Source organism: Streptomyces sp. NPDC002868, from assembly GCF_055563295.1.
This window is the reverse complement of record NZ_JBVHDR010000010.1, coordinates 122,999-136,860: the sequence shown is the minus strand read 5'-3', so window position 1 is coordinate 136,860 and position 13,862 is coordinate 122,999. Positions and strand designations below refer to the sequence as shown.

Sequence of the window (13,862 nt, the reverse complement as noted above, 5' to 3'; positions counted from 1 at the left end):
TGGGGTTGTCAAACATCTTTATAAACCTCATCCTTCTCCCCGCCCCCGCGGGGGGGGGGGGGGGGGGGGGCCCCCCGGGCCCCCCCCCCCCCCCCCCCCCCGGCTGTGTTGGCTCAGGCCGATTGTGTTGGCTCGCTCAGCGCACCACCGCTTGTTCCACCAGCAGCCGCACTCCCGCCGCGATCGACTCGGCGTCGATCCCGGCCATGTACAGCTGCTCCTCCGGCGTGGCCGACCCCGGCATGTTCCGCACGCCCAGCCGCACCAGACGGGGCATCGGGCGGCCGTCCGTGAATGCCTCCGCCACCGCGTCCCCGATGCCGCCCTCCGGACGGTGGTCTTCCACCGTCAGCAGGCACCCCGTCGCATCCGCCGCCTCCTGGAGCGTCACCGCGTCCACCGGCTTGACCGAGTAGAGGTCGACGATGCGCACGTCGATGTCTTCCTGCCCGAGCAGTTCGGCTGCCCGTACCGCCTCATGGACGGTCACTCCCGCGGCGACGACCGTCACCCGGTCCCGGTCCGAGGACCGCAGCACCCTGGATCCGCCCACCGGGAACTCCTCGTCCGGACCGTAGATGACCGGCGTGTCGCCCCTGCTGGTGCGCAGATAGCTCACGCCCGGCAGCTCGGCCATGGCCGCGACCAGCCGGGCCGTCTGGTTCGCGTCGCACGGATAGAGCACGGTGCTGCCGTGCACCGCGCGGAACATCGCCAGATCCTCGAGTCCCATCTGCGAGGGGCCGTCCTGGCCGATCGCGACGCCCGCGTGCGAGCCGACGAGATTGACGGCGGAGCGGCTGACGGCTGCCATCCGTATGAAGTCGTGGGCGCGCGTCAGGAATGCCGCGAAGGTCGACGCGTACGGGACGTAGCCGCGGGCGTGCATCCCCACCGCTGCCGCGACCAGTTCCTGTTCGGCGATGTAGCACTCGAAGTAACGGCTCGGGTGGGCCTTGGCGAAGTACTCGGTGCGTGTCGAGTCGCCGACCTCCCCGTCGAGGGCCACGACGTCGCCCCGCGCCGAGCCGAGCGCGGCGAGGGCTTTCCCGTACGCGGTACGGGTGGCGACCGAGTCGCCGACCTCGAACGTCGGCAGGGAGAGTGGCCCGCCGAGAGTGGTGTGCAAAACCCGTGCCGCGGGGGGCTTGCGGACGTCGACCCGGATGGACCGCGGCCCGCCCAGCTCCTCGATGGCCGCGTCCGCGTCGGGCAGTGGCTTGCCGTGCAGGCCTTCCCGGTCCTCGACGTCGGCGACCCCGCGCCCCTTGCGGGTGCGCGCGATGATCGCGCTGGGCTGCCCGATCGTGGAGCCGGCCTCCGCGAGCGCGGCGTCCACGGCGCCGACGTCATGCCCGTCGATCTCGATGGTGTGCCAGCCGAACGCGCCCAGCCGGCGGGCGTATGCCTCCAGGTCCCACCCGTGTCGGGTGGGCCCGCGCTGGCCGAGCCGGTTGACGTCGATGATCAGGGTCAGATTGTCGAGATGTTCGTACGCCGCGTGCTCGACGGCCTCCCAGACGGAGCCCTCGGCCATCTCGCTGTCGCCCGCCAGCACCCACACCCGGTAGGGGATCTGGTCGAGCCGCTTGCCCGCCAGCGCCATGCCCACACCGACCGGCAGCCCCTGGCCAAGTGATCCGGTGGCCACGTCCACCCACGGCAGCCGCGGAGTCGGATGCCCTTCCAGGCGGCTGTCGAGGCGGCGGAAGGTGAGGAGTTCCTCGTCGTCGATGGCGCCGGCCATTCGGTAAAGGGCGTACAGGAGCGGCGAGGCATGCCCCTTGGAGAAGATCAGCCGGTCGTTCCCCGGATGGTCGGGCCGGTCGAAGTCGTAGCGCACATGGTTGGCCAGAAGTACGGCGGCCAGGTCCGCGGCCGACATGGAGGACGTCGGATGCCCGGAGCCCGCCGCGTCGGCGGCGCGAATCGCGTCCACTCGCAACTGCTGTCCCAGTTCCGCCAGTTGATCGATTCGCATGTCACTCCTCCTTGTCGGGCCCGCCCGGCACCCGGGCCAGTTCGGGCGAGGCTGTGTCGAGCGGGACCGACCAGGAGCGGACGAGACCCAACTGGACGGCCTGGCGCGGCAGCACGGCGTCCAGCAGCCAGTCGGCGGCGACGCGCACCCGGTTTCCCGGCATGGCGGCCAGGTGGTAGCCACGGGTCACGGCTCCCGCGAGCGGCCCGGACAGCGGGACGCCCAGAGGGTTCGCGGCGGCCTGCACGCCGCCGAGATCGACGGCGAAGCCCAGATCGTGGTGTTCGTAATTGCGCTGCTCGCCGTGGCCGAGGGAGGCGGCGACGTTGAGACCGGCCACCTTGCCCTGGCGCGAGGCGTGCTGAGCGGTCATCGGGGTGTACTCCCCCGGCGTGGTCAGGTCTGGCACGGCGGCCGCGTCACCGCAGGCGAAGACCTCGGGGTGACCGGGTACGGTCAGCTTGGGGTCGACGAGGAGCCGGCCGCGTTCGACGGCCAGTCCGACTTCGGAGACCAGCGGGTCGGGACGTACGCCCACGCACCAGACCATCGTCCTGGTCTCGATGAACTCTCCGTCGTCCAGCAGGACCCCGTCGCGGGTCGCCTCCTTGACCGAGGTCCCGGTCCGCACGTCGATGCCGCGCCTTCGGAGCACCCGGTCGGATGCCGATGACAGCCGGGGGTCGAGCCCGGGCAGGACGCGGTCGGCGACGTCCAGCAGCACCCAGCGCGGGCGCGGGCCCTTACCCGTGGCTCGCTGCTTGCGGGCCAGGGCATCGGTGAACAGCTGGCACTGGGCGGCGACTTCGGTGCCGGTGTAGCCCGCGCCGACGACCACGAAGGTGCGGCGGGCGGCACGGGCCTCGGCGGGGGCGCCGGTGGCTGCCAGTTCCATCTGGCGGGTGATGTGGTCACGCAGATAGAGCGCTTCGGGGATTCCACGGAAGCCGTGCGCGTGCTCGGCGATGCCGGGTACGGGAAGCAGTTTGTTGACGCTGCCGACGGCGAGGACGAGGCGGTCATACCCCAGCTCGCCGGGAGCGCCCTCCGGGTCTGTGTAGTGCACACGACGTTCGTCCAGGTCGACCGCTCCGGCCTCGCCGAGCACCAGGCGTACTCGCGGCAGGGTGTCGGGGAGCGAGACGGTCACCCGGCGGGGTTCCAGGATGCCCGCCGCGACCTGGGGCAGCAGTGGCAGATACAGGAAGTAGTCGGTGGGGTTGAGCAGCACGACCTCGGCTTCGTCCCGGACTGTCCGGGAGAGCGTACGGGCGGCATGGAAACCGGCGAATCCGGCTCCGACGACAACGACACGCGAACGACTCACGATCGCCTCCGGTGCGGACGAGGATGTGGATCGGCGGACGGGCTCCCGGGTGCCCCTGCGCCACCAGGCCAAACCCGGTGCCGGCCGCGCCGAGACTCACTCGTAGCGGCGGCGGTCCCGCTCTTCGTCGACCAGCGGGGTCGACGGCGGCATGATCACGCGCCGGCGCTTGGCGATGCTGGTGAAGGTGGCGACGCCGATGATGCCCACGGCCATCAGGATCAGGCCGATGACGTCGAGGTTGGCGCCCTTCACCTGCCAGTCGGTGGCGAATGTGAGGATCGCCCCGACCGCGATCAGGATGATGCATCCTCCTAAGCCCATAACGTCTCACCTTCCCTGCGGTACTGAACAGTGACCGCGTCCGGGTACCCCCGTCCGGACCGGCCATGCCTGCGGCGCCGGCCTGCCTGCGGGCGGCAGGGGGCCGGCCCGCGACCGGGCCGTCACACGGCCCCTCCAGGGTGTTCTCGGCGAGTACCTCGTCCTTTCACACCGGCGTCACCACCCCTTCCCTTCCACTCGCTCCTCTTGGACACTCCGCTCACTCCTGTTTCCTCACACAAAAGAGGACTCCACACTCATGTCTGAACTCAATCGGCGCCGGTTCCTTCAGATCGCAGGCGCGACCGCGGGATTCGCGGCCCTGTCGAGCAGCATCGACCGCGCCGCCGCCATCCCTGCCAGTCGCCGCTCCGGCACCATCAAGGACGTCGAGCACATCGTCGTGCTGATGCAGGAGAACCGCTCGTTCGACCACTACTTCGGCGCGCTGAAGGGCGTACGCGGATTCGGCGACCCGCGCCCGGTGACTCTGGCCAGCGGGAAGTCGGTCTGGCACCAGCCGGACGGCGGCAAGGACGTGCTGCCCTACCACCCGGACGCCGAGGACCTCGGCATGCAGTTCATCGCGGGCCTCAACCACGACTGGGCCGGCGGCCACAAGGCCTTCAATCAGGGCAAGTACGACCAGTGGATTCCCGCCAAGAGCGCGGGGACGATGGCATACCTGACCCGCGAGGACATTCCGTTCCACTACGCGCTCGCCGACGCGTTCACCGTGTGCGACGCCTACCACTGCTCGTTCATCGGAGCGACCGACCCCAACCGCTACTACATGTGGTCGGGCCACACGGGCAACGACGGCCAGGGCCGCGGGCCCGTCCTCGGCAACGAGGAGGCCGGGTACGACTGGACGACCTACCCCGAGCGCCTTCAGCAGGCGGGGGTCTCCTGGAAGATCTACCAGGACATCGGCGACGGTCTGGACGCGGCAGGGCACTGGGGCTGGATCGAGGACGCGTACCGCGGCAACTACGGCGACAACTCGCTGCTCTACTTCGACAAGTACCGCAACGCCAAGCCGGGCGATCCGCTCTACGACAAGGCACGCACCGGGACCAACGCCAAGGCCGGCGACGGCTTCTTCGATATCCTCAAGGCCGATGTGAAGGCGGGGAAGCTGCCGCAGATCTCCTGGATCGCCGCCCCCGAGGCCTTCTCCGAGCACCCCAACTTCCCCGCGAACTACGGCGCCTGGTACATCTCCCAGGTGCTGGACGCGCTCACGTCCAACCCGGAGGTGTGGAGCAAGACCGCGCTGTTCATCACCTACGACGAGAACGACGGCTACTTCGACCACATCGTTCCGCCGTATCCGCCGTCCTCGGCCGCCCAGGGCCTGTCCACCGTGGACACCGCGCTCGACTACTTCGGCGGCAACAGCAACTACGCCGCCGGAACATACGGTCTGGGGCAGCGCGTGCCCATGCTCGTCGTCTCCCCCTGGAGCACCGGCGGCTTCGTCTGCTCGGAGGTCTTCGACCACACCTCGATCGTCCGGTTCATGGAGAACCGCTTCGGCGTGGGTGAGCCGAACATCTCGCCGTGGCGGCGCGCCATCTGCGGCGACCTGACATCCGCCTTCGACTTCGGCCTCAAGAACACCACGCCGGCCGAGCTCCCGGACACCGACGGGTACGAGCCGCCGGACAACGAGCGGCACCCCAGCTATGTGCCCAAGCCGCCGGCCAACCCCGTGCTGCCCAAGCAGGAAAGGGGTTCGAGGCCGGCCCGCCCGCTGCGTTACGCACCCCTGGTGGACGGGGCCGGGACGCCCTCGACCGGGCGCTTCACGCTCACCTTCAGCGGTGGCGCGACCGCGGGAGCGCACTTCCTGGTCACGTCGGCGAACCGTACGGACGGGCCGTGGACGTACACCGCCGCGGCCGGCAAGAACCTCTCCGACACCTGGAACACGGCCTACTCCAAGGGCGTGTACGACCTGTCGGTATACGGCCCGAACGGATTCCTGCGCACCTTCAGGGGCCCGGGCACCACCGCGGGCCCCGAGGTGACAGCCCGCCACATCGCCTCGAGCGGCAGCGTCCAGCTGACCATGACGAATGTGGGCAGCGCCGACTGTCACCTCACGCTGACGAATGCGTACGGCGGGCAGAAGCAGACGTTCACGGTGCGCGCGGGCGGACGCGTCGTGCACGCGGTGGATCTGCGCGGCAGCAAGCGATGGTACGACCTGAGCGTGGTGTCCGACACGAACAGGACATTCCTGCGCCGGTTCGCCGGGCATGTCGAGAACGGTCAGCCCGGTGTGAGCGACCCGGCGATCATCACCGGCTGAGCAACTGACCGGCCGCCGTCCGAAGGGGCCGCCCGCACTGCTGCGGGCGGCCCCGTGCCTGCTCCGAATGGCGCCCCGGAGGCCGCCGATCGACCGACACCCGGTCGGGGATTCGCCGCCAAATACGCGCCCGGGCACTCATTCCGTGATTCCGTCGGACAGTTGAAATCCGACATCGGAGGAGTGCTCTGTGCGCAGTTTCACTGTCACGGCTGTTCTCATCGCCTCGCTCGCCTCGGGCGGGTCCCTCTGGGCGGCCGACAGGTCCGCTTCCCGCTCACCTGTCGCCGGTGAGGCCAACGGCACCAATGTCCTCGTCGTCGGAATCGACAGTCGAACGGGCCTGTCAGCCGAAGACAAGGAGCGCCTGCACGTCGGTGGCAAAGGGTGCGATTGCACGGACGTGATGATGGTCGTGCATATCGCCGAGGACGGTCGGCGGATGAGTGTGGTCTCCATTCCCCGGGATTCCTATGTGGAGTTCGCCGATCACGCACATCCACGGCACCTCGGAAAAATCAATGGCGCCTTTGCCCACGGCAGCGGAGATCTCACGGTACGCACGGTGGAGAAAGCGACCGGACTGCGCATCGATCACTATCTCGAGACGGACTTCACCGGCTTCACGGACACCGTGGACCGCCTCGGCGGAGCGAAGGTGTGTACGGACAAGCCCCTGCAAGACCTGGGTTCCGGGCTGAACCTGACTGTGGGGACACACCAGCTGGACGGTATCGGCGCCCTGCGCTACGTCCGTGCCCGGCACGTCTCACCACCCGGTGACCTGGGCCGGATGCGCCGTCAACAGCGTCTGCTCATCGAGATGCTGTCCCGGCTGAGAGCTGAGGGAGCCTTCGCAGACCCGGCCGCCGCGGCCCGCACGGCCCTCAGGCTGCGCGCCTCCGTACGCACGGACCCGGACACCAGCCTCGTGGACCTGATGGAACTGGGCTTGCACTTGCGTCGGCTGGGAGCGGATCGGACGGAGTTCGCGACCGTGCCCATCTCGGATTTCGATCACCGCGTACCGCAGTGGGGCTCCACACTGATCTGGGACAAGGACCGTTCCGCCGCCCTGTGGGCCGCCCTGCGTGCGGACCGGCCGATCGTCGGCGACTCCCGGATCCGGCCCAGCATGGACGTCCCGGTCGAGATTCCGCCGGCCTGGCTGAACCTTCGGGTCACGGACCAGGAGGTCGCGAGCGCGCTGCGGGCGAACGGATTCGTCGTGGAGTACGTCCCGCGCAAGCCCGACGAGCCACGCCCCAAGGGCCCGACCACCATCACCTACGACCCGGTCTGGGCCCGCCACGCGACCACGATCGCAGCAGCGCTCCCCGGCGCAAGGCTGCACGCCGTCGCCGGGCACGGCCAGGTCTTCGACGTCGCGGTCGGGTCCGAGGCCGGCGCCGTCGTCAAGGTCGTCCACGACCGAAGCAGCGTGGAGGGGGCGCCTGTCCACGGCGACGAGCTGCGGTGCGCGACGCCGTCGGACGCGCCCGCCGGGTGACCGGGCGGCCGGGGGCACCTGCCGCCCGGCGGCCGGCCTTCAGGTCAGCTGGAGGACGGAGAGGGTATTGCCCGACGGGTCCGTGAACCAGGCGATGGGCGGGCCCGCCGCACGGAAGACGCCCTTCTCGTCCTGGTCGAAACCGGCGTACCGCTCGAAGGTCACACCGCGTCCCGCCAGTTCGGTCACGGCCTCGTCGATGTCCGGGACCGGGAAGTTGAGCACGGTGAAGGACGCCGCGACGTGGTTCGGCTTGGGGTAGACGAGGATCTCGGTGCCGCCCTCGAGATGCAGCATCAGCATGCCGCCGGTCGCGTCGTTCTCTTCCGTGACCCGCAGGCCGAGCGTCTGGCCGTAGAACTCCTTCGCCTTCTGCAGATCGTTGACCGCGAAGCCGCTGAATGCCTTGCTGTTCGTGAGCATGACCGCTCTCCTTCCGCCTTGGCTCAGCTCTTGTCGTCGGGCTCGGCGCCCTGCCACACCGTGGTCACGTTGCAGAATTCGCGGATGCCGTGGCCGGACAGCTCCCTGCCGTAACCGGAGCGCTTGACGCCGCCGAAGGGCAGGGCGGGGTGGGAGGCCGTCATTCCGTTGAAGAAGACGCCGCCCGCCTCGATGTCACGGGCGAACCGCTCGGCCTCCCCGTCGTCGCGCGTCCACACATTGGAACTGAGCCCGAAGGGCGTGTCGTTGGCGAGGGCAACCGCCTCGTCGACGTCGGCCGCCCGGTAGACGGTGGCGACCGGGCCGAAGGCCTCCTCGTGGTGGATGCGCATGTCGGCGGTGACGTCGACGAGGACGGTGGGCTCGTAGTACCAGCCCTGGGCCGGCTTCTCGGGGCGCCTGCCTCCGCACCGTGCCGTCGCGCCGCGGCGCAGGGCGTCGTCGACGAGCTCCTCGATGTCCGCGCGGCCCTGTTCGCTGGCGAGCGGGCCGATATCGGTGGACTCCTGCATCGGGTCGCCGATGGTCAGCTCCCTCATCCCCGCGGTGAAGCGCTCGCAGAAGTCGTCGTAGACGTCGGCGTGGGCGATGAACCGCTTGGCGGCGATGCAGGACTGGCCGTTGTTCTGCACCCGGGCGGTCACCGCCGTCCTGGCCGCCCGTTCGATGTCGGCGGACGGCATCACGACGAAGGGGTCGCTCCCGCCGAGCTCCAGTACGGTCTTCTTCACCTCGTCGCCCGCGATGGCGGCGACAGAACGGCCGGCCGGCTCACTGCCGGTCAGGGTCGCAGCGGCAACCCTGCGGTCACGCAGGATGTGCTCGACCGCACCCGATCCCACGAGCAGCGTCTGGAAACAGCCCTCCTCGAACCCGGCGCGCCGGAATAGCTCCTCCAGATAGAGAGCGGTCTGCGGCACGTTCGATGCGTGCTTGAGCAGACCGACGTTGCCGGCCATCAAGGCCGGGGCTGCGAAGCGTACGACCTGCCACAGCGGGAAATTCCATGGCATCACGGCAAGGACGACGCCGAGCGGGCGGTAGCGGACGGTCGCCCGGGAGGCACCGGAGTCCTTCAGATCGGCGGCGGAAGGGTGCTCGTCGGCGAGGAGGCTCTCGGCGTGTCCCGCGTACCAGCGCATCGCCTTGGCGCACTTCGCCGCCTCCGCGCGGGCGGCGGCGATCGGCTTGCCCATCTCGGTCGTCATGGTCCTCGCGATGTCCTGCTGGTCCTCGTCCAGCAGCTGTGCGGCGCGGTTCAGCAGGTCCGCCCGCCGGGCGAAATCCGTGGTGCGGTGGCGGGCGAAGGCGGTCACCGCGAGCGCGAGTCGCCGGTCGATCTCCTCAGCTCCCAGCGCATCGAAGGTCTTGAGCGTCTCACCGGTTGCCGGGTTCACGGTGGCGATGGGCATGGGACTGTCCTCCTCGAACTGGATCCTTCGACATTCGCGCGGTACGGAGGGTCCCGCAACGCGCAAAGGGGCCGGAGTCCGGCCGGGCTACCGCTACCCCTACCGGCCTCCGCTCTCCAGCCGCAGCTGGACGTCCTTCTCCTGATCGCCGGCGGCCATGCCCTCTTCGGTCACCTCGAACGCGGCGGCGAGTGCGTCCCTCGTCCGGTCCACCGCCCAGTAGCCGCCCTGGATTCCGACCTGGAGGGCAGCGCTGAGCCGCGGGGGCTTGTCCGGATCGGTCGGCGGCCGGTGCGGAGCGTGTGCGGGCGCCACGTCGAAGGTCGCGGTCCACACGCTCAGATGCGGGTGGGGCGTGTACTGCGGGGCGTCATCGTCAGCCCGGTCCGAGGCGAATGTGTGCCCCAGTACACGAAAGACGGTGTCGGCGTCCTCCTTCGAGCAACCGCTGAGCGTCACCACGACCGGCGTCGTGGGCTGCTGTGTGCTGTTCACCGTGGTTCCTGCCTCTCCGAACGCTGTTCAAGGGCCGCCCGCTGGGGGCCGACGGTGTACCGGGGATCCTCGGCGGAGGCGATGCCTGCGGCGAAGACCCCGAAACGTGTGCAGGCCGAGCCCGCGAGGAGCGCGAGGCCGCTCGCGACGGCGGCCGTCCGACTGCGATGTCCGAGGAGCACGGCGCCCACCGCGCCGGCCACGGTGAGCAGCCGGGCGGAGCGCAGCAGTGTGCCGGCGCGTCCCTCGCGCCAGGTTTCGGCGACCATGCCGAGCCGCCGCTGGGCGGCCTCGGCGGCCGTCGCCTCGGCCACGGCGGCCAGTGCGGCCGCGCACCGGGCCGGCGCCGTCTCGTGCCGGGGGCCCAGCACCAGGGCCATCCCGGAGGCTGCCGCGGTCGCCGACGCGGCGAAGACGTACGGCAGTTCGCGGTGCGCGCCGTGCCAGGCCGGTACGGCGGTGTCGGCCGCGAGGACTGCGGTGTAGGCGGCGAGCGCCGGTCCCAGCACCGCCGCGCCCGCGGTGGCCGTGGCTCCGATCCGCGGCAGCCGTCCGGTGACCGCGCGGGTCGGAGCCGGTGAGCTGCCGGTAGACAGGCCAGCGGCGGATCGGTTCGAGCACACCCATTCGCTTCCTCCAGCAGTCTGCGGTCTTGGGTTTCGCAGGGGTGTCACCACAAGACTCCCCCGGTGATCGTCGGTGTGCGACCGGGCTTCAGCCGGAGGGTTCGTCCGGGATCGGCTGTTCGGGGTGTACGCCGCCGCTGCGGGGCGCACCGCGGCGACCGGCCCCCGTCTCGTCCATGTCGGGGATGCTCTGGTCGGGCTCGTTCTTCTGCTCGTCGGACTCGTCGAGCTCGTCGGGGCGGGGTGCGTCGAGCGGGTCGTCGCCGTCCTGCGGCTGCTGCTGATCGGGCGGGTCCCGCGGCACCGGGGTGTCGGTATCCGTGTGGTCTTTCTGGTCTTTCGGCCGGTGGCCAGTCATGGCGTCCTCCCATCCGTGCGGAGAAGACGAGTGCCCTTCTTGGCTGGAATCAACCGGACGCCGAGGTGGGCAGCGACCCGGCAGCGAAGGCCGGGGCGAGCACCGGCGCGGGCTCGGGCCGGATCACATGGATGAACGCCGACGATTTCGGAGCGGAGGGCGACCGTCTCGGCCCGCACGAACTCCATGGCTACGGAAACATGGGTTCCCGGCCCGCCCGGCAGAAGCGGCCGTCGCACGATGACGACAGCCGTGGAGCTTTCGGCAGCGGCGGACACGAGAGCTGACGCCCCGGCTCCGCATGCTTTCGGCCCGGTCCGTCGGGTGACCCGCCAGTCGGTTAGCTTTCACTTATGACGCAGACGGATGAGTTTGGTGAGGACCTTGCGGATTTCGTCACACGCGTGGGGGAGCTGAGGGCCGCGCGTGGTCTGCCGTTGCAGGAGCAGCACACTCTTCTTGATGCGGCTCTCTTCGAACTGCAGCATGTCGCCGAGAATCTCTGGCCGAGGTACGAGCGGCTGGCAGCGCAGGGCCCTGGCAAAGCCTCCGCGGACCGGGCGGAGGAGCAGCTGCTCAAGGCCGTATTTCAGCGGCTGCCCGTGCCCGTGGCCCTGACCGGCGGTGACACGGTGGTGAGGCGTATGAACGCGGCCGCAACAGAACTGACAGGTGTCCGCGCGGGCCATGCGGCAGGCCGGCCGCTGACGGGCCTGCTGCGCCCGGGCGACCGGGCGGCCCTGCGGTCGCAGGCGGCTGCGGTGGCACGCGGAGAGGGCGACCGCAGCCTGCGGGTGCACCTGCAGCAGCGGCCCAGCGAGCCCCTGCTGGCCACCCTCACCGCGCTTCGTACGGCGAACGAACCGCACCCGGCCGTCCTGGTGGTGTTCCAGAGCGACGCCGTCCGCACCGGGCGGAAGGCCCGCTCCGTGGCCGGCGCGCGCCCGCGGTTGCCCGACCTGGCCGAGGCGACCAGGCATGCCGAGCTGATGGACCTCCTCGACAGCATGACAACGGCTCTGCTGAGCGGCCCGGTCGCGGACCCGGAGGGGACTCTCGCCACGGCCGCCTCGGTGCTGGACGGCCGGTTCGCGGACTGGGTGATCGCCGACCTGTTCGCTGACGGCCCGCTCAGACGCACGACGGTGCTCGGCCCCGCCGGAGCAGGGGCACAGGCGCTGCTGAAGACGATCACGGACCAGGACCCGGCGGCCTGCCCCCTTGTGGTGGAGACCGCGCGGAGCGGATCGGCGGCACTCCAGGTACGGCCGGACGACCTGGAATGCTTCGGCCGCGACGACACCGGCGCATCGGTCCTCCTCCAGGCAGAGGTGACGTCCCTCCTCTGCGTGCCGCTGCGGGGCCCGCAGGACGGCGGCCCCGAACTCGGCGTACTGACGCTCTTCCGGACCGGCACGAGACTCGCCTTCTCCCTGGCCGAGGCTCGCGTCATCGACGTCATCTCCCACCACATCGCCCTGGCGATGCGACGGCCCGTATGACCCCGGGATCCGCATGGGCTCGCGGGCGTGGCTGCCCAGGGGGAGGATGGCGCTGGGGGTGAGGCAGAGCGTGTCGGGCGTTTCTGCCCCGTGATGCTCTCCTTCGATCGGGACACTGATTGAGATGGACAAGAAATCAGCGGCGGCAACGTCCGCAGGTGTGACATCAAGCCATGAGGTGTTCGGTGCCCCGTGCTGGATCACCCTGATGGCACGCAACATGCAGGACGCGCAGAATTTCTACGGCGCGGTCCTCGGGTGGCGGTTCCGGCGAGCGAAACTCGGCGCCGAGTTCAGTCTCGCCCTGTCAGACGGCGCGCCGGTCGCCGGTATAGGCGTGCTCGACGCCGCCCTGCAGGCCCCGGGCGGCTGGACTCCGTACTTCGCGGTCGCCAATGCGGATGAGACAGCGGCCCGTATCCGGGAACGCAGCGCCACCGTCGCGGTGGGGCCCCTCAGCCTGTCCGTGGGACGTGGCGCGCTGGCGGCGGACCGGGACGGCGCCGTCTTCGGCATCTGGGAGGGAGAGCTCATCCCCGACTGGCTGACCTGGCGCAAGAATGCACCCGCCTGGGTGCACCTGCGCACCCGGAACGCCTTCGACGCCGCAATCTTCTACGGAGAGGTCTTCGACTGGGCGTCCGACAAGGCCGGCTGCTGCCAGGTCGACTACGAGCAGGACGAGGTCGTGCTGCGCCACGAAGGGCTCGTGGTCGCACGTCTGAGCTCCGGCGCGGCGGAAGCGGCCCCGGACCCCATGATCCGGCCCCGCTGGCACGTCTACTTCCCCGTTGCCGACGTGGAAGCAACCGTCCAGGCGGCACGGCACAACGGCGGCGAGGTGCTGGCCCGTAGTTCCACGGACCATGGCTCGGAGGCGACGCTGCGCGACGCCGAGGGCGCGATGTTCACCGTCACTTCCAGGGCGTAGTCACGTCACATTGTCCAGGGCTGTGCCATTACCGCCGTCGGGCCCGCTATCGGTGCCTGGCCAGAGCGCTGACGACCTCATGCGCAGTCCGGTACGTCCCCTGCGCCGGCAGATCGCGGACGAGCTCGATGAGTCGGTCGGGGGCGTGGTGCCGCTCCAGGGCCTCCGCCAGTTCCCGAGGCGTGGCGGGGAAGGCCGTACGGCCCAGGTGCCGGGCCAGTTCGACCCGCAGCGCCTCCTCGGGCCCGAGTGAGCCGCGCGGGGGCACCGGACCCGATGCGATGTCCGGGTCGTCGTCCGCGGCAGGCTCGGGGTCGTGCCACTCCTCTACCCGGGTGGGGTGTCCTGACCGGAGCAGCCCCTGCAGTTCATGCTTCATCTCGTCGTCCCTGCGGGCGCTGAGACGGTCGCTGCCTCGCTGCATGTTTCCCTCCTAGAGGCTGGGGACTGGTCCGCGTACCCGATCTGCCACCCGTAACACGAGCTGCGCGAGCATTTCGAGCCAGTGCGACCACACACGTTTCCGTGCCATGGAGGCGGGCAGATGCGTCGTGTGCTTCGGACAGGAGGCACGCCCGTGGGAGCGAAGGCTCCGGGCGTGTCCTGCCCGTCCGGTCTCCCACGGTGAGAGCAAG

General features: G+C 70.1%; 13 protein-coding genes and 1 pseudogene. 5 read left to right on the top strand and 9 right to left on the bottom strand.

The genetic code is table 11. The features are described 5' to 3' along the window. Positions 1-136 precede the first annotated feature (136 nt). The 3 genes from ACZ3H8_RS27645 to ACZ3H8_RS27635 form a co-directional block, all read right to left on the bottom strand. Positions 137-1,981: a transketolase gene (locus ACZ3H8_RS27645; protein ID WP_467406383.1), complete on the bottom strand. Its 1,845-nt coding sequence runs from the start codon at positions 1,979-1,981 to the stop codon at positions 137-139. Position 1,982: 1 nt separating this feature from the next. Further along, entirely contained in the window at positions 1,983-3,308 is a 1,326-nt protein-coding gene (locus ACZ3H8_RS27640; RefSeq protein ID WP_467406380.1) for an NAD(P)/FAD-dependent oxidoreductase, read from the bottom strand. Between the two features lie 96 nt (positions 3,309-3,404). After that, positions 3,405-3,632: a DUF6458 family protein gene (locus ACZ3H8_RS27635; protein ID WP_307665237.1), complete on the bottom strand. Its 228-nt coding sequence runs from the start codon at positions 3,630-3,632 to the stop codon at positions 3,405-3,407. A gap of 259 nt (positions 3,633-3,891) precedes the next feature. Here ACZ3H8_RS27635 and ACZ3H8_RS27630 point away from each other — a divergent pair, with 259 nt between their 5' ends. Continuing rightward, positions 3,892-5,949: a phosphocholine-specific phospholipase C gene (locus tag ACZ3H8_RS27630; RefSeq protein WP_467406377.1), complete on the top strand. Its 2,058-nt coding sequence runs from the start codon at positions 3,892-3,894 to the stop codon at positions 5,947-5,949. Between the two features lie 190 nt (positions 5,950-6,139). After that, entirely contained in the window at positions 6,140-7,459 is a 1,320-nt protein-coding gene (locus ACZ3H8_RS27625; RefSeq protein ID WP_467406375.1) for an LCP family protein, read from the top strand. A gap of 39 nt (positions 7,460-7,498) precedes the next feature. Here ACZ3H8_RS27625 and ACZ3H8_RS27620 read toward each other — a convergent pair whose 3' ends face one another. The 5 genes and pseudogenes from ACZ3H8_RS27620 to ACZ3H8_RS27600 all read right to left on the bottom strand — a co-directional run bounded on the left by ACZ3H8_RS27620 (position 7,499) and on the right by ACZ3H8_RS27600 (position 10,794). Beyond that, entirely contained in the window at positions 7,499-7,882 is a 384-nt protein-coding gene (locus tag ACZ3H8_RS27620) for a VOC family protein (RefSeq protein ID WP_467406372.1), read from the bottom strand. 23 nt (positions 7,883-7,905) lie between these two features. Next, the gene (locus tag ACZ3H8_RS27615; protein ID WP_467406370.1) at positions 7,906-9,315 is read right to left on the bottom strand and encodes an NADP-dependent succinic semialdehyde dehydrogenase; all 1,410 of its coding nucleotides are present in this window, start codon (positions 9,313-9,315) and stop codon (positions 7,906-7,908) included. A 99-nt stretch (positions 9,316-9,414) separates the two neighbouring features. Continuing rightward, positions 9,415-9,810, bottom strand: coding sequence for a hypothetical protein (locus tag ACZ3H8_RS27610; RefSeq protein ID WP_467406368.1), 396 nt, complete (start codon positions 9,808-9,810; stop codon positions 9,415-9,417). Next, a pseudogene (locus tag ACZ3H8_RS27605) lies at positions 9,807-10,379 on the bottom strand (NrfD/PsrC family molybdoenzyme membrane anchor subunit); the annotation flags it as partial. The gene ACZ3H8_RS27610 and the pseudogene ACZ3H8_RS27605, both read right to left, overlap by 4 nt. A 145-nt stretch (positions 10,380-10,524) precedes the next feature. After that, positions 10,525-10,794, bottom strand: a complete 270-nt coding sequence (locus ACZ3H8_RS27600; protein ID WP_467406366.1) for a hypothetical protein — start codon at positions 10,792-10,794, stop codon at positions 10,525-10,527. Positions 10,795-10,925: 131 nt separating this feature from the next. On the opposite strand from ACZ3H8_RS27600, the gene ACZ3H8_RS27595 reads away from it, so the two are divergent. The 3 genes from ACZ3H8_RS27595 to ACZ3H8_RS27585 all read left to right on the top strand — a co-directional run bounded on the left by ACZ3H8_RS27595 (position 10,926) and on the right by ACZ3H8_RS27585 (position 13,227). Beyond that, positions 10,926-11,081, top strand: coding sequence for a hypothetical protein (locus tag ACZ3H8_RS27595; protein ID WP_467406364.1), 156 nt, complete (start codon positions 10,926-10,928; stop codon positions 11,079-11,081). A gap of 66 nt (positions 11,082-11,147) precedes the next feature. Next, complete coding sequence (locus ACZ3H8_RS27590) at positions 11,148-12,296, top strand: PAS domain-containing protein (RefSeq protein ID WP_467406361.1); 1,149 nt, start codon at positions 11,148-11,150, stop codon at positions 12,294-12,296. Positions 12,297-12,420: 124 nt separating this feature from the next. After that, positions 12,421-13,227, top strand: a complete 807-nt coding sequence (locus tag ACZ3H8_RS27585; protein ID WP_467406359.1) for a VOC family protein — start codon at positions 12,421-12,423, stop codon at positions 13,225-13,227. 46 nt (positions 13,228-13,273) lie between these two features. On the opposite strand, the gene ACZ3H8_RS27580 is transcribed toward ACZ3H8_RS27585, so the two are convergent. Then, positions 13,274-13,651: a DUF2795 domain-containing protein gene (locus ACZ3H8_RS27580; RefSeq protein WP_467406357.1), complete on the bottom strand. Its 378-nt coding sequence runs from the start codon at positions 13,649-13,651 to the stop codon at positions 13,274-13,276. Between the last annotated feature and the right edge of the window lie 211 nt (positions 13,652-13,862).

Bases quoted from the DNA above. Each gene is read 5' to 3' on its own strand.
- ACZ3H8_RS27645 (WP_467406383.1), bottom strand. From the start codon at position 1,981: ATGCGAATCGATCAACTGGCGGAACTGGGACAGCAGTTGCGAGTGGAC.
- ACZ3H8_RS27635 (WP_307665237.1), bottom strand. From the start codon at position 3,632: ATGGGCTTAGGAGGATGCATCATCCTGATCGCGGTCGGGGCGATCCTC.
- ACZ3H8_RS27630 (WP_467406377.1), top strand. From the start codon at position 3,892: ATGTCTGAACTCAATCGGCGCCGGTTCCTTCAGATCGCAGGCGCGACC.
- ACZ3H8_RS27620 (WP_467406372.1), bottom strand. From the start codon at position 7,882: ATGCTCACGAACAGCAAGGCATTCAGCGGCTTCGCGGTCAACGATCTG.
- ACZ3H8_RS27615 (WP_467406370.1), bottom strand. From the start codon at position 9,315: ATGCCCATCGCCACCGTGAACCCGGCAACCGGTGAGACGCTCAAGACC.
- ACZ3H8_RS27600 (WP_467406366.1), bottom strand. From the start codon at position 10,794: ATGACTGGCCACCGGCCGAAAGACCAGAAAGACCACACGGATACCGAC.
- ACZ3H8_RS27595 (WP_467406364.1), top strand. From the start codon at position 10,926: ATGAACGCCGACGATTTCGGAGCGGAGGGCGACCGTCTCGGCCCGCAC.
- ACZ3H8_RS27590 (WP_467406361.1), top strand. From the start codon at position 11,148: ATGACGCAGACGGATGAGTTTGGTGAGGACCTTGCGGATTTCGTCACA.
- ACZ3H8_RS27585 (WP_467406359.1), top strand. From the start codon at position 12,421: ATGGACAAGAAATCAGCGGCGGCAACGTCCGCAGGTGTGACATCAAGC.
- ACZ3H8_RS27580 (WP_467406357.1), bottom strand. From the start codon at position 13,651: ATGCAGCGAGGCAGCGACCGTCTCAGCGCCCGCAGGGACGACGAGATG.